Origin of the sequence: Pseudoalteromonas sp. TAB23 (assembly GCF_000498075.1) — a bacterium.
Classification (GTDB): Bacteria; Pseudomonadota; Gammaproteobacteria; order Enterobacterales; family Alteromonadaceae; genus Pseudoalteromonas; species Pseudoalteromonas arctica.
On record NZ_AUTP01000241.1, the window covers coordinates 25,560 to 49,837 of the forward strand.

At 38.7% G+C, this 24,278-nt stretch carries 22 protein-coding genes; 5 read left to right on the top strand and 17 right to left on the bottom strand.

Annotated elements, in window-relative coordinates; genetic code table 11:
- Positions 1–24 precede the first annotated feature (24 nt).
- The 8 genes from L654_RS0114540 to L654_RS0114575 all read right to left on the bottom strand — a co-directional run bounded on the left by L654_RS0114540 (position 25) and on the right by L654_RS0114575 (position 8,917).
- Positions 25–279: a hypothetical protein gene (locus tag L654_RS0114540; RefSeq protein ID WP_007585664.1), complete on the bottom strand. Its 255-nt coding sequence runs from the start codon at positions 277–279 to the stop codon at positions 25–27.
- A 19-nt stretch (positions 280–298) separates the two neighbouring features.
- On the bottom strand, positions 299–1,135 hold the full coding sequence (locus L654_RS0114545) for a peptidoglycan binding protein CsiV (RefSeq protein ID WP_024608292.1): 837 nt from the start codon (positions 1,133–1,135) through the stop codon (positions 299–301).
- Complete coding sequence (gene mfd / locus L654_RS0114550; RefSeq protein ID WP_024608293.1) at positions 1,135–4,608, bottom strand: transcription-repair coupling factor; 3,474 nt, start codon at positions 4,606–4,608, stop codon at positions 1,135–1,137. The genes L654_RS0114545 and mfd overlap by 1 nt, the downstream gene beginning before the upstream one ends.
- Before the next feature lie 59 nt (positions 4,609–4,667).
- Positions 4,668–5,561 (bottom strand): carbon-nitrogen hydrolase, encoded by an 894-nt coding sequence (locus L654_RS0114555; protein WP_024608294.1) that lies wholly within the window; start codon positions 5,559–5,561, stop codon positions 4,668–4,670.
- Positions 5,558–6,613, bottom strand: coding sequence for an agmatine deiminase family protein (locus L654_RS0114560; RefSeq protein WP_024608295.1), 1,056 nt, complete (start codon positions 6,611–6,613; stop codon positions 5,558–5,560). The genes L654_RS0114555 and L654_RS0114560 overlap by 4 nt, the downstream gene beginning before the upstream one ends.
- A 57-nt stretch (positions 6,614–6,670) precedes the next feature.
- Positions 6,671–7,279: a PilZ domain-containing protein gene (locus L654_RS0114565; protein ID WP_024608296.1), complete on the bottom strand. Its 609-nt coding sequence runs from the start codon at positions 7,277–7,279 to the stop codon at positions 6,671–6,673.
- Positions 7,280–7,499: 220 nt separating this feature from the next.
- Positions 7,500–8,267 (bottom strand): haloacid dehalogenase type II, encoded by a 768-nt coding sequence (locus L654_RS0114570; RefSeq protein WP_010554072.1) that lies wholly within the window; start codon positions 8,265–8,267, stop codon positions 7,500–7,502.
- Positions 8,267–8,917, bottom strand: a complete 651-nt coding sequence (locus tag L654_RS0114575; RefSeq protein ID WP_024608297.1) for a peroxiredoxin-like family protein — start codon at positions 8,915–8,917, stop codon at positions 8,267–8,269. Before L654_RS0114575 ends, L654_RS0114570 begins: the two co-directional genes overlap by 1 nt.
- Before the next feature lie 122 nt (positions 8,918–9,039).
- Between L654_RS0114575 and L654_RS0114580 the strand changes: the two genes are divergently transcribed.
- Positions 9,040–9,927: a LysR family transcriptional regulator gene (locus L654_RS0114580; protein ID WP_007585683.1), complete on the top strand. Its 888-nt coding sequence runs from the start codon at positions 9,040–9,042 to the stop codon at positions 9,925–9,927.
- Here L654_RS0114580 and L654_RS0114585 read toward each other — a convergent pair.
- Positions 9,907–10,422 (bottom strand): DUF2937 family protein, encoded by a 516-nt coding sequence (locus L654_RS0114585; RefSeq protein ID WP_024608298.1) that lies wholly within the window; start codon positions 10,420–10,422, stop codon positions 9,907–9,909. The two genes, L654_RS0114580 and L654_RS0114585, sit on opposite strands and share 21 nt — an antisense overlap.
- Before the next feature lie 374 nt (positions 10,423–10,796).
- Here L654_RS0114585 and L654_RS0114590 point away from each other — a divergent pair, with 374 nt between their 5' ends.
- From L654_RS0114590 to L654_RS0114600, 3 genes are read left to right on the top strand one after another with little or no spacing between them, the layout of a single operon-like run.
- Entirely contained in the window at positions 10,797–11,363 is a 567-nt protein-coding gene (locus L654_RS0114590) for an RNA polymerase sigma factor (RefSeq protein WP_002961494.1), read from the top strand.
- A complete protein-coding gene (locus L654_RS0114595) occupies positions 11,360–12,439 on the top strand; it encodes a FecR domain-containing protein (protein WP_007585689.1) in 1,080 nt (359 codons plus the stop codon). The genes L654_RS0114590 and L654_RS0114595 overlap by 4 nt, the downstream gene beginning before the upstream one ends.
- A gap of 9 nt (positions 12,440–12,448) precedes the next feature.
- Positions 12,449–15,484 (top strand): TonB-dependent receptor, encoded by a 3,036-nt coding sequence (locus L654_RS0114600; protein ID WP_024608299.1) that lies wholly within the window; start codon positions 12,449–12,451, stop codon positions 15,482–15,484.
- A gap of 72 nt (positions 15,485–15,556) precedes the next feature.
- On the opposite strand, the gene L654_RS0114605 is transcribed toward L654_RS0114600, so the two are convergent.
- From L654_RS0114605 to L654_RS0114635, 7 genes are all read right to left on the bottom strand, one after another.
- Positions 15,557–15,952, bottom strand: coding sequence for a biopolymer transporter ExbD (locus L654_RS0114605; protein ID WP_024608300.1), 396 nt, complete (start codon positions 15,950–15,952; stop codon positions 15,557–15,559).
- A 313-nt stretch (positions 15,953–16,265) separates the two neighbouring features.
- Positions 16,266–16,709, bottom strand: coding sequence for a PA2169 family four-helix-bundle protein (locus tag L654_RS0114610; RefSeq protein ID WP_024594386.1), 444 nt, complete (start codon positions 16,707–16,709; stop codon positions 16,266–16,268).
- A 177-nt stretch (positions 16,710–16,886) separates the two neighbouring features.
- Positions 16,887–17,825, bottom strand: a complete 939-nt coding sequence (locus L654_RS0114615; protein ID WP_002961484.1) for a LysR family transcriptional regulator — start codon at positions 17,823–17,825, stop codon at positions 16,887–16,889.
- Between the two features lie 16 nt (positions 17,826–17,841).
- Entirely contained in the window at positions 17,842–19,560 is a 1,719-nt protein-coding gene (aceK, locus tag L654_RS0114620) for a bifunctional isocitrate dehydrogenase kinase/phosphatase (protein WP_024608301.1), read from the bottom strand.
- Positions 19,561–19,663: 103 nt separating this feature from the next.
- A complete protein-coding gene (locus L654_RS0114625; protein ID WP_024608302.1) occupies positions 19,664–20,146 on the bottom strand; it encodes a DUF4124 domain-containing protein in 483 nt (160 codons plus the stop codon).
- 91 nt (positions 20,147–20,237) lie between these two features.
- A complete protein-coding gene (locus L654_RS0114630) occupies positions 20,238–21,734 on the bottom strand; it encodes a DUF3413 domain-containing protein (RefSeq protein WP_024608303.1) in 1,497 nt (498 codons plus the stop codon).
- A gap of 5 nt (positions 21,735–21,739) precedes the next feature.
- On the bottom strand, positions 21,740–21,952 hold the full coding sequence (locus L654_RS0114635) for a DUF1414 domain-containing protein (protein WP_007375276.1): 213 nt from the start codon (positions 21,950–21,952) through the stop codon (positions 21,740–21,742).
- A gap of 62 nt (positions 21,953–22,014) precedes the next feature.
- Here L654_RS0114635 and yejK point away from each other — a divergent pair, with 62 nt between their 5' ends.
- A complete protein-coding gene (yejK, locus tag L654_RS0114640) occupies positions 22,015–23,031 on the top strand; it encodes a nucleoid-associated protein YejK (protein WP_024599121.1) in 1,017 nt (338 codons plus the stop codon).
- A gap of 221 nt (positions 23,032–23,252) precedes the next feature.
- Here yejK and L654_RS0114645 read toward each other — a convergent pair whose 3' ends face one another.
- Positions 23,253–24,236, bottom strand: a complete 984-nt coding sequence (locus L654_RS0114645) for an IS110 family transposase (protein ID WP_024599096.1) — start codon at positions 24,234–24,236, stop codon at positions 23,253–23,255.
- Positions 24,237–24,278: the final 42 nt, after the last annotated feature.

Genomic DNA, 24,278 nt, shown 5'->3' on the forward strand with positions numbered 1-24,278 from the left:
ATAAAATCAGTCCCTTTTTTAAATTTATTTATTAGCTAAACCATGTTTACTATATAAAGTTACTTTGTTTGATACTAGCGTGATCTCGATATTTTTTGCTTCGTCGCCCCACACACAATTAGTATGCAGTGTTTTTTCAACACAATTATCTGCACTTCCCAAAATGGTTTCAACTTCAGTCTTGTCCATACCTACTTTGATTTTTTCGTAACTCTCAAGACTTACCTTAGAACAAGCCGCAAGGCTTAGTGTAGCTGCGATGATAAGGAGTTTTTTCATTGTTATATCCTACTTAGTATTAATGTTTGAATTTTCTGATTTGGACGATCATGCCCATTCGTGGGTGGTCAAAGTAATGTACTTCACCACTTATTACACGTCTAAACTGAGAAAAGCGGGCTGACTCTATATCGCCATTTTCTAGTTTTTGGCTAATATCAAAATTAGCTGTAATGTATAAATAATGTCGTAAGTGTATTTTAAATAAACCGTCTAGTTCCCATTCTGCTTTTGATTGGTTTGGGTCGTTAAACAGTTCAGGTTGTGAGTTTAATAAACTTACAAAATCAGGATTTGAATAGCTAGGGGTTACGTTGGAATCACTTTTAAGGTGTTTACCTGCTATTAAATGCATACTTGGAGCACGCGATTTACTTGCGCCTTCAAAGCGCCAGCCAGTATGTAGAATAGGTGTTAATCCTTTGCGATCTAGCTGTCGGTACTGCGCTTTAAATTGCAGTTGTTCTGGCGCTAATAAATAAGTTTGCTGCATATCATCTTTAGCGGGTGCTAGAGGTGTTATAGGTAGCTCATCGTAGCTTTGTAGGTAGTTTGTACTGTCACCGCATACACCCGATTGTGGGTTTGAATTAACTAATGAGTCGGTAAAAGAGCGTTTTTGAAAACGCTCATCACCATCTATACATGCTTGCATTGCTTGCTCTGTATAAAGAGGGGTCATTAAATCTAGAGAGTTTTTATCCTCAATAGCTTTGTGCTTAAGTGTAAAATCTTCTTGCAAATACGGAGCAGGGCGCTGCTTAAATACAAGCACCTCAACCTCAAACCAGCGTTCTGCAAATGCAGTGCTGCTAAACAAGCAGCATAAAATAACTAGCGATTTTTTTAGCAACATTAATGGCTAACCTTTTTTTCGAAATCTGCAATCATTGCAGTGACCATTTTTAAGCGTTCGCGAGCGTTAGCTTCACTAATTGCAAAGCGCAGTTTATTTGCGCCATCCATTTTGTACACCTTAGGCGCACTTTGTATCAAACCAATGATGAAGCTAGGGTTAACCTTAGTATCTTGGCTAAACTCAAAGTAACCACCTTTTGGATTTGCCTCAATTTTTGTTATCCCTAAATTACTTGCCTGCATTTTTAATAATTGTAGGCTAAATAGGTTTTTAGCGGCATCAGGCAGTAAACCAAAGCGGTCTATAAGTTCTACCTGTAGTTCATCCATATCATCAAGGTTAGCACAACTAGCAACTCGCTTGTACATACCTAGGCGTGCATTAACATCGTGTATGTAATCATCAGGTAATAGTGCAGCCAGTTTTAAATCTACTTCGGTTTGTTTTTTAAGTAGATTTTCAAGCGTTGGCTCTTTTCCTTCACGTAGCGCATTTACGGCTTGCTCAAGCATTTCCATATATAAACTAAAGCCGATTGTTTGCATTTGACCTGATTGATCGTCGCCAAGTAACTCACCAGCGCCACGAATTTCTAAATCGTGTGTAGCAAGGGCAAAACCCGCGCCTAAATCTTCCAATGATTCGATTGCTTGTAAGCGTTTACTCGCGTCTTTAGAGAGTGCTTTAGGGTCACCTGTGAGTAAATAGGCATACGCTTGATGATGGCTTCGACCAACTCGTCCACGTAATTGGTGTAATTGCGCAAGGCCAAGTTTATCGGCTCTATCCATAATAATGGTGTTGGCTGTCGGTACATCAATACCGGTCTCGATAATCGTGGTACATACCAGCACGTTGTATTTTTGATGATAAAAGTCAGTCATTATTTGCTCAAGCTCTTGCTCGCGCATTTGACCATGGGCTGAGGTGACGCTTGCTTCAGGGACCCATTCACTAATTTCTTGCGCAACACGGTCAATAGTTTCCACATTGTTATGCAAAAAGTAAACTTGGCCACCACGTTTAATTTCACGTAGTACAGCTTCGCGTATTAGTTCTACATCGCGTTGGCGTACAAAGGTTTTTACCGCTAAACGTTTAGCCGGTGGCGTTGCGATTATTGATAAATCGCGCATTCCGCTCATGGCCATGTTAAGTGTACGCGGTATTGGCGTTGCAGTTAGTGTGAGTATGTCTACATCGGCACGCAGGGCTTTAATTTTCTCTTTTTGGCGAACACCAAAGCGATGCTCTTCATCAACAATGAGTAAGCCTAAATCGTTAAATTTAATGTCATGCTGAATAAGTTTATGTGTGCCAATAACTATATCGAGCTTACCGTTTGCCATTTTCTCAAGCGTGTCTTTTTGCTCTTTAGTGGAGTTAAAGCGCGAAAGTACACCTACTTCAATAGGAAAATCAGCAAAGCGGTCTTTAAAGTTTTCAAAGTGCTGCTGAGCCAGTAAGGTGGTAGGCACTAAAATGGCTACCTGTTTATCATCGTTAACCGCTACAAAAGCAGCGCGCATGGCCACTTCTGTTTTACCAAAGCCTACGTCACCACACACTAAGCGGTCCATGGCTTGCTTTGATTGCATATCACCTAACACCGCTTCTATGGCGTTGCGCTGATCGTCAGTTTCTTCAAACGGGAAGCTATCGCTAAATTGGCGATATGCAGGGGCGTCTAGAGTAAACTTATTACCGGGTTTTGCTTGGCGCTGTGCATAAATGTCGAGTAATTCGGCTGCTACATCGCGAACTTTTTCAGCCGCACGTTTTTTTGCTTTTTCCCATGCATCTGAGCCAAGCTTATGCAGCGGGGCGCTGGCTTCTTCACCACCAGAGTAACGACTCAGCATATGCAATGCAGATACTGGCACGTACAATTTAGCTTCACTTGCGTAAGTAATCGTAACAAACTCAGTAACTACACCTGCAGCATCAATTGTTTGCAAACCTTGGTAACGCCCAACACCATGATCGAGATGCACAACAGGTTGACCTTCCTTAAGCTCGGCTAAGTTACGGATTAGTGCATCTTGGCTGGCTTCGTACTTGTGCTTGCGGCGTCTACGCTGAGATACTTTAATGCCAAGCAGTTCTTGCTCGGTAATAATAGAAAGGCTGGGCTTAGTACCAAGTACCACACTTTGCTCAAGCGGGCTTACTATTAAACCCACATCACTCGCGCTTTTTGTAAATTGTTCGAGTGTTTCAAATTCTTTAAATTTTAAACCGCTTGGTTTTAAAATGCTCAGTAATGATTCGCGACGACCATCGGATTCAACACTGAGTAATATGCGGCCTTTTTTCTTTTTTTGCTCTGCTACATAATTTATAAACGCGGCATAAGGTTCATGCTGCTTATGATCAATTCGAATAGCAGGCAGCTCGCTAACGCTTAAGTTTTTATTGCCCGCTTTAGTACCAAGCTTTGCAAGAGATAAACGAATACGTGCAAAATTGCCTAAATTAGAAAACAGCTCTTCAATAGGCTGATAAAGCGCATTGGGTTCAAGTAATGGACGAAGTGGGTCAACTCTGCGGTTCTCATAGCGTACATTTACATCGTGCCAAAAGTTATCTGCCGCGTGCTCTAAATCACCCAGCTGCATAACAGTTGTTGTATCTGGCAGGTAGTCAAAAATAGTCGCTAGCTTTTCAAAAAACAACGGCATGTAGTATTCGATACCGGCAGGCCAGTTACCTTTGCTTACTTGCATGTATACTGAATCTTGCTGCGAGCTTGCACCAAATTTTTCGCGGTAGCTTATTCTAAAACGTTCAATATCAGCGTCGTTAGTAGGAAATTCATGCGCTGGAAGTAGCTCAATTTTATCTACTTTTTCATCAGAACGCTGCGTTTCTACATCAAATAAGCGAATTGTGTCGAGTTCGTCATCAAAAAAATCGAGTCTAAATGGATGCGGGCTACCCATTGGGTATAAGTCAACGATAGAGCCGCGTATAGCGTATTCGCCGTGCTCCATTACTTGTTGAACATTTAAATAACCGGCTTGCTCTAAATTGTCACGAAAGTTATGAGTGTCTAGTTTGTCGCCCACTTTAAAGTTTATTGTTGAACCGTAAATAAACGAGGCCGGGGCTGTGCGCAACATTAAGGTAGATACAGGCACAATTAACACACTTTGTTGTTCTTTTTTTAAGGTGTTTAAAGTGGCTAAACGGGCTGAAATAATATCTTGATGGGGAGAAAAGTGATCGTATGGCAGAGTTTCCCAATCAGGAAATACCATTACTGGGTTATCGGGTAATAAATATTCTAATTCTGTTTCAAGGCGTAGTGCGCTTGGTGTATCAGGAGTAACAATCAAGACTAAGTTGTCTTGTTGTTTAACGCCTTCAGCAATGGCAATACTTAAACCACTTCCGCTTAGCTGGCCCCATTGAATTTTATCTTTTTGAGATTTTACCCAAGGCAAGGCTGCCCATTGCTCAAACGCCATTTATTACTCCATTTATAGTTGGCTCTTAGCAAGTAAGAGCCATCTTGAGTTAAGATTTCTTAGTCTCGGTATATTTTTGTTAGGTCTTTATAGTGATCAATTCTACGGTCACGCAAGAACGGCCAGATACGTCTTACGTTTTCTGAGCGTTTTTGATCAATTTCAACAACTAAAATTTGCTCATCAGTATTATTAGCCTCTGCTAATAATTCACCTTGTGGGCCTGCAATGAACGAATTCCCCCAAAACGCAATACCATCGCTTTGCGCACTTGGGTCACTTTCATGGCCGACACGGTTACAGCTAATTACCGGTACACCATTGGCAACAGCATGGGCACGCTGACTAATAACCCACGCATCTTTTTGACGAGTTTGCTCAGCAATGTCGTCGTTAGGATCCCAACCAATAGCGGTTGGGTAAATTAACACCTCAGCGCCTGCCATTGCCATTAAACGCGCAGCTTCAGGAAACCATTGATCCCAACATACTAGCACGCCTAATTTACCCACCGAGGTTTGAATAGGCTCAAAACCGATATCACCTGGGGTAAAGTAGAATTTTTCGTAAAAACCAGGGTCATCAGGAATATGCATTTTGCGGTATTTACCCGCAATACTGCCATCTTGTTCTAATACAACCGCAGTGTTGTGATAAAGGCCCGTAGCGCGTTTTTCAAATAAAGAGGCCACAATAACAATGCTTAGCTCTTTAGCAAGCTCACCTAAGGCGTTACTGCTAGGGCCTGGAATGGTTTCGGCTAAATCAAATACGTCAACATTTTCGGTTTGGCAAAAATAGAGGCTTCGGTGTAGCTCTTGAAGTACAACCAGTTTTGCACCTTTTTGAGCGGCTTCACGAATGGCACTCATTGATTTTGCCATATTGTGCTGAGCGTTATCGGTATTGCTTTGTTGCACTAATGCAACGGTTAATTTTGCAGGGCTTGTCATTGTGCTGCTCCAACTAAAAATCCACGAGGTAATTGCATTGTAATACAGTGCAGGCTGCCAAATTGTTCAATTATTGGTTGGCAATTAACGCCAATAATAGTGTGTTGTGGGTATGCTTTTTGAACTTGTGCAAGAGCACGTTCATCATTGGCATCATTATACGTTGGCACAAGCACAGCATTATTAATAATTAAGTAGTTAGCGTAGGTAGCCGGTAAGCGTGTTTGCTCATCGTCATAAGCGGCTTTTGGCCACGGTAACTCAATTAAGTTATATGGGGTGTTATCGGCAGTTTTAAAGGTTTTTAGTTGTTTTTCCATTGCACCAAGTGCGCTAAAGTGTTCATCAGTTTTATCGTCACACTGTACATATACAAGGGTATTATTTGGAGCAAAGCGCACTAAGGTATCAATGTGGCTGTCGGTGTCATCACCCGCTAAATAGCCATGATCAACCCATAAAAAACGTGTTGCTCCCAAGTGCTCTTTTAAAAGTACTTCTATGTCAGCAGGGTTTAAATCTGGGTTACGGTTTTTGTTAAGCAAACATTCGCTGGTTGTTAGCAACACACCATGCTCGTTTATTTCAATACCGCCACCTTCAAGTACCATATCGAGCGCTTGATATTGGTTGTTTGTGCTACTTAGCTCTTTTACCAAAGTACGATTAATTTGATTGTCTAATGCGCTTTCAAATTTATTGCCCCAACCATTAAAAGTAAAATCATATACTTTTAGTTGCTCTGGTGAATCAATAGCGGCGCAAGTAAGCGGGCCATGATCGCGCGCCCAGGTATCGTTGGTAGGCGTTACTACAAAATGAACACGATTAAGAGAGATGTTAGCGATATTTAGCAATGCTGTAATATGCATTTTTAAGGCACTATTATGCGCCACAATAACAAGCTGTTGCTGCGTTGTTATATGCTTAGCAAGCTCAATATATACAGGTTCTACACGTGCTAAATTATCAGCCCAATCTGTGTCTTTATGAGGCCATGTAAGCATAACAGCGTCTTGCTCGGCCCATTCTGGTAAAAGTCTAAAGTTCATGAATTTTATATACTAATTAAGATGACGCTAGTTTAGCATTTTACATAAAGATGTCAGCTAATTATCACTGTTTAGATCGGCTTGGTTTTGATCAAGTTCTTGACGTTTTTTAAGTTGGCGGGTTTGAGCATGTAAACTTGCTCTAACAATAAGTTCTTGGTCAGTGGTTCTAATTGCGGTAAAGAGCATGGTGTATTGATAATGTTCGCTATCTTGTTTTTCTACTGCCACAACTTCGGTGTAACAATAAACCGCAGAGGCTTCGTGGTGCAAAAACAGTTTTGTTCTAAATGCTTGGCCAATTGAGTGTACTTCGGGTGATGTAAAGCGAATACCGCCACCGCCGTAGCTATCACATTGTATTGCATTATCTTGGACTTGTTCTGAGGCCAAAATATGGCTCATTATTAAATCTATTTTACGTGACTGCGCTTGTAAAAATGTAGCTAGCTCTTGTGCTATATCGCCCAAGTTACGCAGTGGTCGTAACGAGCTTTGCTCAAGTTCACTTACTTCATTTGCTAATCTAAATAGTGGGGGGATATCGTCTTCTAGCTCAAGCTGCGATTTAGGAACTTGTCCGTTCGATACGGCGAATAAATTCACTCTTATACTTTCATTAATTTGAAAGTACTGCTCAAACTCACCTAATCTTTCACTATTCATTATGTTCTCCACCACGTATTTATTTAATAGTAGCGTTGTGAGTACTAAATTGCTAGCAGATAAAATAACTCATAGTGGGCTAAATGCTTTGTTTACATTCAATTTTTAACATACTGATTATGAAAATAAATACACTAAGACATATTTAGGGGTAGTTATAAAAAAGCGGCCAATGTCATCCTAACATTGGCCGCTTGGGTATTGATTCATCAGCGCATACTTATTTAAGTAGAGCGGCTAATTCATGTAAATCTTTCACAACGTGATCTGGTTTTTTAGCTAATGGATAAAGTGCTTTACCTGGGCGTGCAATGAAAGTGGTTTGTAAACCCGCTTCTTTTGCGCCAGCAACATCCCAGCCATGGGCTGCAACCATCATTGCTTCATTTGGTGCTACATTTAGCTTTTTAAGTACCCATTCATAAGCACGTAAGTCTGGTTTGTAAATTTTAATATCTTCAATGCTGTAACGTGCATCAAAGTAAGACATTAAACCAGCGCTTTCAAACTGTGCCTTTACACCTTTGTTTGAAGAATTTGTAAGGCTTACTAATTTATAGCCCTGTGCTCTAAGTTTTGCCAGTCCTTCTTTAACATCGCTGTGTGGAGGAAGAGTTAAAAGAGGCGTAACAATAGCTGTTTTAGCTTGTTCACTAGTAATATCAATATTGTTGTTTTGAGCAACCATAAGGAGTGACGCCACACCGATTTGCCCAAAGTCGTGATAACTACCGCTTACTGTATCTACTAATGAATGGTGCAACATAGTTGAAAACCACAGTGGTAATAAATCTTCACGTCCGCCTAGTGCTTTACCAATAGAGGTACGCATTGACGTTAAATCAAGTAGGGTTTCGTTTACATCAAAAATAAGCACTTTGGGCTTTGTTTGTTCTTTTGGTTCATCAGCGACTGCATAACCAGATACAAGGCTTGTGCCTACAAGTAGTGAAAGAGTAAGTGTTTTTAACGATTTTAAAATAGACATTAGTTATTCTCCGATTCAAGTGCTGCCATAACATCAGTAGGTTCTGCGCGTAGGGTGTAGTCTTCGTTTAAAAATGCGTATGTAATAACACCTTCTTGGTTTATCACATAAGTAGCCGGTAGCGGCAATTTAAAGCTTTTATCGCCATAGTAGTGTTCAAAATCAATACCAAATTGTGTGTACAACGCTTGAATACGCTCATCAAGTGTAAACAATAAACCAAATTGCTCAGCTACTTTATTACTAACATCTGAAAGCACATCAAACTCAAGGGCGTTTTTTTGTGCAGTTGAGAGAGTTTCATCAGGCAGTTGTGGTGATATTGCGACTAACTGAGCACTTTGAGTTTTAAATTGCGGTAAGTAGTCATTAAGTGCTTTTAGCTCTAAATTACAATATGGGCACCAGCCACCACGATAAAAGCTAATAATTACCGGGCCTTTTTTTAATAAATCCGCAAGGTCAATGTTTTCGCCTTTATGATTGGCTAGGCTAAAGTTTTCTACTTTTTGACCAATTTGCAACGCATTGTCTTTAATATGCTGTGCAATAAGTTCTTCGTTTGTAGTGTTCATTAATGCTAAAACGTCAGCCGGTAACTTGGCATCTTTTTGTACGTTATAGGCATCTATTTGCGCTTTTAAACTCATGATTGAACCTCAATAATTAGACTATTTGCAATTATAGTGTTTTACATATTTAAATAAACATTGCAAAACTGAAAGCTTCATTCGAAAATGTTAAACATTGAAAAGTGCACAATGGCATCTTTATGTATAATTTAAGCGACCTAGAAACATTTATAGCAGTAGTTGAAAATAAAGGGGTGCTTGCTGCTGCGCGTGAGCAGCGTTTATCGCCTGCAACGGTAAGCCATCGCTTAAGTAAATTAGAACGTGAGCTTGCAACAGTACTTGTTTTTAGAGATAGCCGACGAGTACGGTTATCTCCCGCAGGTGAAATATTTTATACGCGAGTTGGCGCTATAATGGAGGCGCTGCACGACGCTGAGCATAGTATTGGTGCGCGTAGTTCATCTGTGAGTGGTTTATTACGCGTGACTATGCCCCCTTGGATTTTTTCAAAATACGTAATGCCAAGACTTAATGAGTTAGAGCAGGCCTATCCTGAACTAAAACTTGATTTTTTAATTACTGATCATTTTGTAAATGTGGTTGATGACGCACAAGATGTGGCAATTCGTGTAGGACAATTAAATGATTCCGGTTTACTGTCACGAAAAATAGTAAACAACAAACGTATACTTTGCGCAGCTCCTAGCTACATAAAAAAATATGGCATGCCTAAAAGCTTAGCTCAATTGAGCGAACACTATTGGGTTTGCCTGCCGTGGCAGCGCCAATTAAAGCTTTTTGATGAACAAGGTAAAACACATACTTTTAATGCAAGAACACGCTTTACTATTTCTAATTCCGACAATATGACTCAAGCAGCCATTGCAGGTCATGGCATTGCAATTAAATCAATGATAGCTATTCATGAAGATATTAAAAATGGCATTTTAGTTGAAGTTATGCCCGGTGTAATGGCACAAGATGATGCACCAGTTTGGTTTTTGCGTCCGCAAAATAGCTTAACTACCCGCAAAACCGATGTATTTTATGACTTTATGAAATCACTATTTTTGAGCTGCGAATAAGCGTTTAAATGAGCGTTTTACTCCAGTTAAAAACAAATAACCAGTAAGCTCGGCAAGTAAGGCAACTATAATAGCTGCAACAATGGCGGCTATAATAGAGTCTTTTTTTAAAATGATTTGACCTTCAAAGCGTTGCCACACTTGTTGCTTTACATCGCTCATGCCACTGATCATAGTAAAAATATATGGAGATTGCGCAAACCTATTTACAGCGATTTGTAAGTCTTGTTGTCGTGTGTAAAGTGTACTGATATTACTTGCACCTTTATTCACAATCCCATCATCAATATTTTTATAGTGTTTAATTAGCTTACTTAAATCATTATTAAAATACTTAGCTGCATCGCTTTTAAAAGGCGCAATGGCATTATTAGCTTCAATTAATTGGGCTGATAATGCTTGGCCAAAATCGCTTACAAATGCAGGGATTTGCACTCCAAGTAGTAAACCGAATGCAAAGAAACTAAGTCGGATATAATCTAAAAATTTACTCATTTATCTTCCTATCCATTTAAATAACCCAGAATTAACATTTGAGCTTGTTTTTATATCAAAAACTCGTAATCTAATGGGGCGTGTTGACCTTTGTGGATTGAAATTTGTTCAATCTAGGTACGATTTAATCGCGGCGCTAGGTTTGTAACCTAGCGGGCTAAGTCAAAACCGAGCAACAAAGAGTTAATCGTCCCTAGATCGAGCTCAAAGGGCAGCGCATGTTTGGCATTTATGCTGCGTTATCACCTATTTATGGGGAGTAACCACAATAGATAGGCTCTGCCTTGCCTAAATACCAAACGTACTGCTGCAAATTCAACCACGAAAGGCCAACACGCCCTAGTAATAAAAATAACAACAGGTGGATGTTAAGGATGACGAAAAAAGTAAAATTCACGTCAACATTTGTTGATATATCTAAACAGCTCAAACGTTTTGTATCGCGCATTGTTCAACCCGACGATGTAGAAGATATTGTGCAAGAAACTTTTGTAAAAAGCTACGAAGCTGATTTAAAGCAAGATATACAGTTTACCCGCAGTTACATGCTTAAAACAGCAAAACACCTAGCACTTAACCATATAGCTAAGTGGGACAACAAATTTAATGATTCGTTAGAAAATGATAACGAATTACCCGTATTACTCAAATCAATGAAGCTTGAAGATGAATATACATCTAAAGAGCGCTTTTTACTTTTTTGTAGAGCTACTGAGCAACTAAGCTCATCGATTCGTAAATGCTTTATATTAAAAAAAGTTTACGGCATGAGCCAAAAAGAGATCGCAGACCAAATGCAGTTAAGCCAAAGCACTGTTGAAAAACACATTGCCAAAGGATTGTTACAAACCATGTTGTACATGCGTGAACATGAGCAAAGCCCTCAAACAAACCCTAAAGCTCAAGCACACCCTATATCAGTTAAGAGGGTCGCAGAATGAGTAATGTTCATCAATTTAATTCAAAAGATTTAATTTTAGAAAAGTCATGTGATTGGATAAGCGCGATTGATCGTGGTTTAACTGATGATGAAAAAGAGCAATTTAAATTATGGATGATGCAAAGCATCGCCCATCAAGACTCTATATACGAGCTTGCTCAGCTTTGGGATGAGCTTTCGGTATTAAATGAATTAAGTCATTTATTTCCTCAGCGTAACAATACTAAAGCATCAAAAAATAAGTGGATGTTTTCTTACTCAATTGCAGCGAGTTTATTTGCAGCACTAATGGTATGCAGCTACTTATTAATTAATTTAGAAAACGGCTATAACCAAGAGCTTGCAAAAGTTAACTACACTAAAATTTACAAAACAAAAGTAGGCGAGCAAGCAACCTATGTATTGCCTGACGGCACTATAGTGCAGCTTAATACTAATAGCTTACTAGAAGTTGCTTATAGCAAAGGCCGCAGGCAGTTGTTACTTAGTCGAGGAGAAGGGCGTTTTAATGTAGCAAAAGATGCCACGCGTCCGTTTAGTGTTATGGCCGGCGACAAAAGCTTTACCGCACTCGGTACCGTGTTTAATGTACAGCGTAATACCTCATCAGATTTAGAGCTTGTTGTTACCGAAGGCAAAGTGATGATCACCGACCCTAGTGTAGCGGTTGATGCAAATGACTTTAAAGATTATCAGCTTGCAGATAACAGCACGCAAAAAATTCGTCAAATTAATGCCAATATTGTTACCTCAGGCGAAAAAGTAATTATAGAGCAGAGTGTTACAAAGCCAATTACCCAGCTTTCAATGAACGACGTACAACGCGATTTGGCATGGCAAAATGGCATGCTTATTTTTAATGGAGAAGAGTTAAGCGATGCTTTAAATGAAGTAAGTCGCTATACCGCAACACGTTTTGAACTTTCATCAGCCGAGCTTGCCAGTATTAAAGTAGCTGGGGTATTTAAAGCGGGTGACGTTGAAGGTTTACTAGAAAGTTTACAAACTAATTTTTCGATTGATCATGAGCGTTTAGGTGAGCATGTAGTAACGCTAAAACACCATACAGAATCATAAGTAGACGTTATGCAAATCAAACTAATGTTAGATAAAGTTGCATCAATAAAGATTGAACGTAAAAAAAACATTAAAAAAAAGAAACAAAACCATAGAGGATTTTTGTTTGTCAGCTGTTTATATAAGTTGCGCAGTAACCAAACGCATTTATTGAGTGGATTTAGTGTGCTTGTACCGGCTATTTTTAGCTTGAGTGTACAAGCAGCAACTCAAACCACTGGGCAAATGGTGCAATTTGATATAAAAGCGCAGCGAGCAGACAAAGCCTTAATTGAATATGCTAAACAAACAGAGCAAACCGTGGTGTTTTCTTATGAGTTGGCAAAGCAGTATGACGCAAATTCAGTTTATGGATTTTACACTCAGCTAGATGCTCTAGAGGCATTATTAGGTGGGACTGAGCTCGATGCGGTTGTTGATCAAAATGGTTTACTGAGTATAAAACTCAAACAAATCAACAGGAATGATAACAACATGATGAAGCTTTCAGCGGTCAGTGCAGCAGTATTACCAGCTTTACTTGCAGTAAATTCGCAAGGTGTAAACGCAGCAGAAGAAGTCGCTCAAGAAAAAATTGAAAAAATTGCTATTGTCGGTAGCCGTGTAGCAGGACGTTCAGTTGAAGATTTACCCGTTCCAGTAGATATCTTAAGTGCAGAAGCGCTTGAAAATACAGGCCAAACAGAAGTTGGTCGTATGCTACAGTCTATCGCCCCTTCATTTAACTTTTCAAGCTCTGCAATTAGTGACGGTACTGATGCTTTAAGACCTGCGACACTTCGCGGTTTGGGCCCCGATCAAACATTGGTGTTAATTAACGGCAAACGTCGTCACCAAGCAAGTATTATTCATATTAATGGCTCTGTTGGGCGTGGTACCGCAGGTACTGACATGAATGCAATTCCAGCTTCTGCAATTAAACGCATTGAAGTATTACGTGATGGCGCTGCTGCTCAGTATGGTTCTGATGCAATTGCAGGTGTTATTAATATTGTGCTTAAAGATGGTAGCGAAGGTGGCAAAGCGGCTATTAACTACGGTCAATATTCTGAAGGCGATGGCGAAACCATTAACCTTGATTTTAATAAAGGCTTTGCGCTAGGTGATGACGGTTATTTAAATACAACTATCAATTACCGTGACCGTGCACCGACTAACCGTGCTGGTTTACATGGCTCTTGTCAGTTTTATGGTTGTACAGAACTAAGTGACGGCACTTTACTTGCTGGCGATCCGCGTGAGCTGACAGCCGATCGTGATACTTTTAGAATTGGTGATGCTGATTCTCAGCAATTTGGTTTAACAATTAATACCGGTTACGAGTTAGGTGATGGCGAGCTTTACGGCTTTATTACTTACTCAACACGTGAAAATGAGTCGGCTGCATTTTTCCGTCATAATGCAAATGCAGGTGGTAACCCAGTACTACAAGATAACGATGCGACGATTCCATTAGGTTTCTTACCAAAAATTAATACAACTATCGACGATATCTCGTACAACTTTGGTTATAAAACTGAGTTTGATAACGATGCAAGCCTTGATTTATCTTACACCTATGGTGAAAACAGCATTGATTACACGACAAGTGACACTATCAATGCCTCATACGCTAACTTTTTACGTTATGACCAAGGTTTAAGTGCTGCTGATATTCGTACAACTATCCCACGTGAAGCGTACGCTTACGGCATGGAATTATCACTGCAAACAATCAATATTGATTTTACGCAAAACTTTGATGATTATTCTTTAGCAATGGGTGCAGAAATCCGTACTGACGAATATCGCATTTTAGAAGGTAATGAGTACGCATACCGCGATTACGATACAACCAACGGTGTAAGTATTTACAACGGCTTAAGTGGTGGTGTTGGCTCTGAAGATGCATCAGGTGGTTCACAAGGTTTTGGTGGTTCAGCTCCTGCGTCATCAGTTGATGAATCGCGTGATGTAATTTCATTTTACATAGATGCAGAATCTTATGTGATTGAAGATGTAATTTTATCGGGTGCACTTCGCTACGATAACTACAAAGGCTTTGGTGATACAGTAAACTTTAAGCTTGCTGGTAACTGGTCTGTAACCGACGATATTTCACTACGTGGTGCATTAAGCTCAGGTTTTAGAGCGCCTTCAATGCAGCAGCTTTACTTTAATAACGTAAGTACGCAATTTGTTGTTGGTACTAATGGTAATTTAGTTGCAGAAGAGGTTGGTACATTTAGAAATGATTCAACACTTGCGCAAAGCTTAGGTATTCCAAAGCTTAAAGAAGAAAAATCACAAAACCGTAGTTTAGGTATTGTATATAACGTTACAGATAATATTAATGTAACCGTTGATTACTACTCAATTGATATTGACGACCGTATTGTAATTAGTGACCGCTTAGGTAAAGGTTTATCTACAAGCCTTGATGCTGCACTAAATAGTGCGGGTGCTGGCGTAGGTCAGTTCTTCTTAAATGGTGCTGATACAGAAACTCGTGGTGTTGATTTTGTAGCAACGTGGAACACTGAAGGTTTAGGCGGCACGCTTGATTTTACACTTGCAGCTAACTTTACTAAAACAGATGTTGTATCGTTATTTTCGCCTGCTGGCTCAAGCCTTGAGACAGTAAACGTAGACGATATATTTTCAGCGGAAGACATCTCTATTATTGAAGAGTGGCAACCAGAGGATCGTATTAACTTAAGTGCGCTTTATCAACGTGACGATTGGACAGTTAACCTGTCACTTAATCGCTTTGGTGAGTACACAGTAGAAGATGGTGGTCGTCAAACGTATGGCGCAGAAATTTTAACTGACGTTAAAGTTAACTACTTCGTTACTGAAGATTTGTCGGTAAACATTGGTGCAAATAACTTGTTTGATGTTTACCCAGATAAAAACGAAATAGGTAACTCTCGCTCAGGTACTATTGTGGATGCTAGTGGCAATACAGTAATAAGTAGCTCAGGTGTGTTTGACTACTCACGTCGTTCGGCTCCATTTGGATTTAACGGTGCTTACTACTACGTAGGTGCAGAATACCGTTTTTAATTAATAACCTCCCTTTCGTTATTTAACTCAAAGGGCCGTAAGGCCCTTTTTTTGGTTTTATCTTGGGCTGTTTTATTTAGAAATCAAACTTATTGAATAATCATCGTATTGCTTAATATTATTCATTACACTCATTAAAGTATTATGTGTACTGTTTTCGTCTGCGGTTATAAGTACCGAACTTATTTCATATTTAGCCGCGAACATCGCTAAATTAGTCGCAACTTGCTCTAAATCAATTAACCTCCCTGAAAAATATACTCCGTTACTTTCATCAATTCTAAATAAAGCATTTTTAACAGGCTTATCTATTTGAGGGTTGTCGAGTGGTCGGTTTAATTCAATAGCCACAGGTTTTACAAAAGATGTAGTTACAATAAAGAAAATTAGCAATATGAACACTATGTCTAACATCGGGGTCATATCTACATCAGCATTATTTTGCAGTTTAGTTAGTTTACTTTTCATATTGGACCTTATTTTTAATTAAATGCTGCGGCGCCACAGCAAGGTTTTAGGTACCTACTAACAAAATTAGCACAGCAAAAATAAAGCGTGGTTAAATAAACATTCTAATAACATTAAATATTTGTATTCATTATGTATTTAAAATGTGGCGAAATAAGGTGGTGTTTATACCAATTTGCTTATATATGGGGTCTATTTAACATCGTATAGTGTAATTTAATTCGTTAAATTGCTTAAATATCTATGCAGGTTGGTATTAGAGCCAATAAAAAACCCAGCGCTAGGCTGGGTTCTATTTATGCGTTATGTAAGCTTAATGCTTTTGCATACGGCTCATTTCTGCATGGCAGCTTTGCATTGTTAATAATGTTTTAGCCAGTGCAGCTTCGCAATCAGCCGGTTGTGGTTTATCCATAGCGGCTTTAATTTCTACAAGCGTTTTATCTTCTACTTCTTCAAGCTCTTTTACATACGTGCTGTCGTTATGTGAGGTGAATGTAGTAAGTAAGGCTGTGTATGCACGTCGTGCTTCAACTGCGAAAGATGAACCATCTTCGCGTTCGCCTTTTTCATTAATTGCATATGGCTGCAAGCGCTCAACACTCACTTTTCGGGCATCTATCATACGCTGAAAAAGTGCGCCAATAGCAGGGTCTTCAACTTTTTCCTGTGCTTTTTGATAAAAGTCGATGCCGCTGTTCATAACTTGAATGATGTCAGTAATATGATTTACTTCTGATCCTTGATGGGTGTTCATAATGACCTCTTTTATTAAATGAATGTATAGTTCAATTTAATAAAAGCAATGTATGTTCCACGTTTTTATTTTTATGTAGTTGTTTGATTTTATTAGTTTAATTTTATTTCAGAAAGGGGCTAAGTTAATGAGGAAAGTATTAACCTAGCAATTTTTACATTATATTGTGTAATAAAGTTATTTTAGCTCTTCAGCTACTTCAGCTACTTTTTGGCGTAACCAGATGTGGCTCGCATCGCGATGTAACAGTGGGCTCCAAATCATATCAAGCTCAAAAGGAGGAATTGGAAACGGTGGCTCTAAAATTTTAAGCCCCGGATCATCTAAGTATATATTTGCGGCTTTTGAAGGAAGGGTCGCAATCAAATTTTTCTCTTTAGCTAAATGAATCGCTACATGGTAGTTACGCGTAAAAGTGGCAATGTTACGATGTTTACCAAAGTGGGCAAGTGCTTCGTCAACCCAACCAAGTTTTTGCACATCTTTAGGGTCCATGCCCACGCCTACACCAAAACCTGTTTTACTCACCCATATATGGCGCGCTTTTAAGTAGCTGTCGAGGCTAAAGTTTTCAATAATAGGGTTGTCGGCCTTAACTAAGCAGCAAAAACTGTCTTTCCAAATACGTTTATGATGAAAAGACTGAGGTAAGTTTTCAAAACGGTTGATTGCCATATCTACTTTACCGTTTTCTACATCATGAAAGGTTACATCACTTGGGGTGAGTATATCTAAAGTAGTATCGGGGGCTTCTTCGTGTAGTTTACTTAAGAGCTTTGGCGCTAACGTACTTGCAGCGTAATCACTGGCCATTATTCTAAATACACGTTTACTCTGGCTTGCCTCAAATTCTCGATTAGGTGCTAGGGTTTCTTCAAGCGTCATTAATATGCCACGAATAACGGGTTGTAACTCTAAAGCGCGCTCTGTCGGGACCATACCATCGCTGGTACGAACTAAAATAGGGTCGTTAAATAAGTTACGAAGACGTTTAAGGCCATTACTCATTGCGGGCTGCGTAATACTCAATTGATTAGCAGCGCGTGTTACGTTGCATTCTCGAAGCAATGTATCGAGATAAACGAGTAAATTTAAATCTATTTTACTTATATTCATTGTGTGTCCTTTGCGTCTACCAGTGATGGATAAATCGCTGTGCTGTCGGGTAAGGGTAAATATGACTTACCTGCCCATTTTTTATATTTTGTTGAGCCTGCTTCCAAAAGCTAACATCTATAAGCTCTGGATGAGTGCTGAGAAAAAACTTTTTATACATAGGATTAGGCATTACAAATGTACATAACTGCTCTGGGAATACGTCTTGTGGTGCAACAGAGTAGCTTTGTTCATCCATTAAATAATCGTCGTAGCTCTTTGCTTTTGGTAATGCTCTAAAGTTCATATCTGTTAGGTATTGAACTTCATCGTAATCGTAAAAAATAATACGTTTGTGCTTACTTACACCAAAGTTTTTTAAGAGCATATCGCCAGGAAATATATTAACGGCAATCATTTCTTTTAGAGCTTGCCCGTATTCTTCAATCGCGTCTGCGGCACTTTCTTCATCAGCATTTTCTAAAAATAAATTGAGTGGTGTCATGCGCCGTTCAATATATAAATGCTTGATGATCAACCATTCGCCTTCAATTACCATTGATGAGCCAATTGTTTTATGTAATTGCGCAAGTAAATTACTATCAAAACGCGCCAAAGGAAATACGACGTTAGAATACTCTATGGTATCGGCCATTCTGCCAACGCGATCATGGTTTTTTACTAGTTGATAACGCTTTAATACGGTATCACGGCCGAAGGGCTTACTTTCACCAAATTTGTCTTTTATTACTTTAAAAACATAACCAAATGAGGGAAGGGTAAATACCATCATCACCATACCGGGAGTACCCGGTGCAATTGTAAACACATCACTAGAGTGAGATAAGTGATTTAAAAACTCTCGATAAAACTCAGTTTTACCCTGCTTATGAAAACCCACTGCGTTATAGAGCTCAGCAAGTGTTTTGTTTGGCATAAGCTGATTCAAAAACCGGACAAGTGCTGAAGGTGCATGAGTCTCTACCATAAAGTAGGCACGGGCAAAGCCAAAAATGACACGCATTTGAGATGATTTAGTTAAAAGTGCATCTAAATATAATCCGTTATCTTCATCGTGTAATACGGCTATTATAAAAGGCTGAACCCCACTTTTTGAAACAACACGACCAATAATATAAGCTGCTTTATTACGATAAAAAGGCGTGTGCAAAATATCAAAGCGCATTTGCCAAGGTTGATGATGTGTATCGGGGGCTTGTTTATAAAAAGCTTTAACAAGAAGGCGAATATCACGCTCTAAATTTACAAATGGGGCTTTAAAATCAAAATGATTAATAATGCGCTTTATTGTTGGCTTTAGGCCATCAACTACTGGAAAGTATGTCCTATATTCGGCCTCAACAGGTACTGAAGGAGCATCTTTCAAAGTTGCTTCTACAAATATAAAGTCATTATGAAAATAGCGCCTATGGTACAGCCGGCAAAATACAGAGTTATAAAAGGTTTCGGCGAGTTCTGCTTGAGGGTGGAAACATAAAAAGTGCTGATATATCTTTTTAACTTCGAGCCATAGGCTTTCATCTAGTTGCTCTGTTGGGGTTTCTTTTTTTAGCGCTTGTGTGGTTTCGTTAACACGATCATCATAATAGCTGATACGTAAACGGCTGATATCATTAATTGCTTGCCAATCTTTTTTTGCAAAGGCAAGAGGGGCTTTGGCCGTTGTTTTTTGAAATAGCTGATAGTGCCTTTTAAAACCCGTTAAAATTAATTCAGCAATGTGGCGAGGCTGCATTTGCACTCCTTAATAGTCCCTAGAGCTTATACTCTATTGTGTTAAGGGTATGTTATTTTAAGTTTAAAACAAAGATAAATATTACTTGCTAATTAAGAGTGATTTATTGGTATTGAGCTATCTTTTTTTCGAGAATTTTAATTTGTTTAGTAATAACCAATACATCTTTTTTGTACTCTTTATTAATTATTTTTAATTTTTTAGTAATATCTTTGGTAATACGCTTTTTATCATCAATGGCTAAGATATGATTTAACCGCTCTTGTTGTTTGTATTCAGCACGCTGCTTATTACGATCAAGTATTGTTAGTTTATGGTTATTACTGCGAAGCTCTGCCTGTAAGCCAGATAGAAGTCTTTCACGTTCAAGCTCATTCAGTTGTTTAGTGTAATCAACTTGAGGACCTGAATACTGATTACCCGTTGTGTTAACTTTATAAGTCGTTGCTTCGTCGTCACAGGGAAGTTGAGAAAAGATTGTGCCTTTTTCTGTTACGCATTTGTAGTAAGTGGTATCGCTAAAGCTAAAAAAACTGACAAGTAAAAAGCTAGAGTGGAGGATGATATAACGAAGAGTTTTAAACATGTATGCCGTCCTTGATTTTTATATTCTTTAGTAAAACAATATAAAACTATAACCTAGCTTGGTGGTATAGCAAGCTAGGTTAGGATAACGGCTATTGGGTGAAGGTTTTAAGCTTTTTAATACTCTGTACTAAAAATGGTATATCTAAACCTTGTTCAATAGAAAAACCTTCAGCTGCGGAAATGTTTTTAAAGTTACCATCTGAATCTATTAAGGTAATCCTATCTTTTTTATAGGCTATAACGACACCCTGAGAGTAGTTAACGCCCATATCATCTTTTTTCTTGTATAAATTAACTCCCAGCATTGTTTGCTTAGCAATGGCTTTACAATTTAAATATTGGCCAACACTTGTTGCAATTAAATCGCTAGGTTGAATAAGTCCATCTACTTTAGAAATACGTTTGTCGGAGCTATATAAAGTTGATGTTGTTACTACTTCTTGCTTGTTATTGGCAAGACTAAAAGCAAAAACTTGTGTTTTATCATCTCGTACAACGGCGTTATCGCTACTTTTAATAACTCTAATTGCGCTAGAACTATGTGCTTGATCATTTATAAAACTAAGTTCTTCCACGCCGGTTACTTCTATGCTGCGGCGCTGACTTTGCCATGCGGGAAGAGTTTGATCTCTTAAAATTGCTGCTTTATAAAAAGCTGGCAAACCATACACTAAGCTAAATAGCATATCGTCGTGATTAGTTGGCTGTAAAAACTGCTCTGTTTTGTGTAAGTTTTTATTATCGGCAACAAATTTAGCGAGTTGCTGCTGGGTTTCAAATACAAAAATATCTACATTGGCTTGTGTGTAGTCTTCACACTTATCAAGCGGGCTTGGCATTTGATAACTAATATTTTGGTTATTAATTTTTACGTTATGTGCTTGCTTATAGCTTTCTATATCAAGCAGGTCATTTTTAGCCAATAAACTTTTAGCGGTAGTAGGGTATGAAAGTGGTAGTACATTATCTTGCTTCGTTACGTCAAAGTTTAAATTTGCGTCAGCCCAAATATGAATACTGTGACTAAGTGAAAAACACACTATTAAAAATGAAATTGCGTAACGTGCAAATTTATATTGTTTTAAGCGCTCAAGGTGTTGCCATGTGTAATTACTCACAAGTAGCTGAAAGCCTAAAATAAGTAATACTATCCCACTGGCTAAAATGGTTGTTAAAGCAGGTGAACTGGTTAAACGATGCCACAGTAGAGAAATAATCTCAGGTAAGGCAGATATACTTAGGTGATAACCCAAAGTAACGTAAACATAAGCATCAAGGGTAAGCAGTGAAGCGCCTAGTGTGGCTATAACANCCGCCATGCCTCGTATATGTCGTGGGTAGGGGAATATTAAACTAAGCGGAAATACCGTCAGCACAAACGCTAAAAAGGCGATAAAACTAGTGTGGCTTAACCACGTTACTAGCATATAAGTAATGCCCATAAAGCTTGTTGGTGGCGAGTCGGCAAATAAGTAGCTTAAGCTAATAAATAGCGCCAAACCAATATTGGCAAAAGTAAACCAATGGCCCCAGCTTAATAGCTGACTCGCTTTTGATGAAAACTGATTGTGCTGCGATAAATTCATAGAGTTTATTTAACCGACTGTGATAGAGCTTTTGCAAAGTTCTCAGTTACGGCTTGTCTTTTCCCTGTTGGTACATGCTCTTTTAAGATATGCGTGATAGAATTTCCTAAACACATAAGGCTTAAATCTACCGGCGCATTGTGTTTAGTTAGCACATCAATAAGCTGATCGACGATTTGTTCTACTTCTTCATTAGAGTATTTTGATAAGATTGGCATCAGTTGGTTCAATAAAATAGTTATATTCTCGTATTTTAACACTAGAGGCGTGAAAAACAAAGATGACAACAGACGTTAAAAAATTAGTCGTTCATTATGTAGACAAAAAAGACGGCGATACGCAAATTCACCTTCGAAATGATGAGATGGTAATTAACGATAAAGTAGCCGTTTTTATCGAACAATTACATCATGCATACAATGGTAAGCCAGGTAAAGGTTACTGTGCTTTCAGTGGTGATAAAAACAGTGTTGTAGCATCTGCAATGCAAAGCTACCGTAACGATGAGCTAGGCTTTTGGCATATGACCGAGCAAGCCTCAACGGTTTTAAAAGAAGAACTTGATAAGTATGCATTTAGTGAAACAGGCTATTTAGTATTTTGTCATTATCAGTATGTTGCTACCGATTACATGTTAATTGCGATGATTAACATTAAAGAGCATTACTCTATGACGTCTGAGCTTGATTTAGCGGCTTCTCGCCATTTAGACATATCTCGCATGCAACTCGCTGCTCGTATCGATTTAACAGCGTGGGATACGCAAGCAGAAGATAATCGTTATATTTCGTTTATCAAAGGACGTGCGGGTCGTAAAGTTGCTGACTTTTTCTTAGACTTTTTAGGCTGTGAAGAGGGTATTGATTCAAAACAGCAAAGCCAAGTAATGCTTAGCGCAGTAGAGGATTATTTATCAGAGCAACAGTTTGATAAATCAGAAAAAGACGATTTACGTAAACAAGTATTTGATTACTGTAATGATTGCGTAACCACAGGCGAAGATGCAAGTGTGAGCGATCTATCTGCAACGCTTACAAAAGGCGATGACAGCCCGTTTGATAGTTTTTGCAAAGAGCAAAGCTATGACTTGGAAGAAACTTTCCCCGTTGATAAAAAAACAGTAACCAGTATGGTTAAGTTTTCAGGTCTTGGTGGTGGTGTAAGTGTAAGTTTTGAACGTAAACACTTAGGTGAGCGCGTAACGTACAACGAAGCAACCGATACACTAGTGATTAAAGGTATTCCGCCAAACTTAAAAGATCAGCTACAACGTTTTATGGAAAATGAAAAAGAGTAAACTCATTTGAGCGAGTTGAAAGTTGATTCAAGAGCGCGATATTTATATTGCGCTTTTTTTTACTGGTATCGAAATTCATTGAATCGGAACAGAGCCACTAAAATATCTATTGAACAAAGAGAAGTGAAAGAAGAGTAAGTGAGAAACACAAGCTAATCTTATTCACGGTGTTAAATTTCGGCTGTAGATACCATCTCTCATTTTAAGCTTCAAGGTCGTATTTAACTTTCTTGGAGCTTAAACGCTTCTTGGTTTTTTATTACACCAAAACATATATGAATGAGCTTTCGCATATTTGCACACACAGCTTGCATCGGTGTTTTACCATTGTTTATTAACGTTAACTTGTGTCTCTTTATTGTTTTATTCCATTGCCCTGCAACAATGGCCGCCATATAAAGTTTGCATCGAATTCTGGCTGGCCCAAGTTTACTGATTGATGTTCGCCCTTTTAATTTACCCGATTCATTATGCCGTGGGATTAATCCACAATAAGCTGCCGCTTCTTTGGCTTTATTAAATTTTTTAGCCGCAAACAAATACGTCAGCTCTCTCGATAATACGGGCCCTATGCCAGGGATAGACTCAAGTAGTTTCCTGTTTCTTTTTAAATCAGGTTCATTATCTATGTGGTTATCAATGTCAGATTTAAGCTGTTTAATTTCATCATCTAAAAACGCGATTGTCACTTTTATCGATTGGCAAACACGTGCTGAAACGTTGCTGAATTCACTTGCTTCTAATCGGTTAGCTTCTCGTTGTCGGTTACTCTCAAGCGCATCTAAACGACGGATAAGGGCTTTAAGCTCTCTAACTTCTAATGCATCAGGTTGCCAATAACTAACGACTGCGTGCTTAGCACAGCCGTAATGAGCAAGCATCGTTGCATCAGATTTGTCTGTTTTATGAATTATGTTTAAAGCGTCTGCATACTTTTTAGCTTTACCGGGATTCGCTAAAATAATATTAAAGCCTTGCTCGTGTAAAAAATACATCAGTGCTTCATGATAAACACCCGTTGGTTCGAGGGTGATAACGAGCTCATTAGCAGCGCTTTTAGTTGTATTTAAAAGCCATTTTTCTATTGCTAAAAAGTCTTGATGCTTGTTTTTAAAGACTTTTGTTTTAATTTTGTTTGTAAGCTGGTCTCTCAACCACGATAAATCAATCTTCTCTTTACTAATATCAATGCCGATAAACATCATCTCTACTTACTCCCCTTGTACATACAGCATCTACTTAAAAAA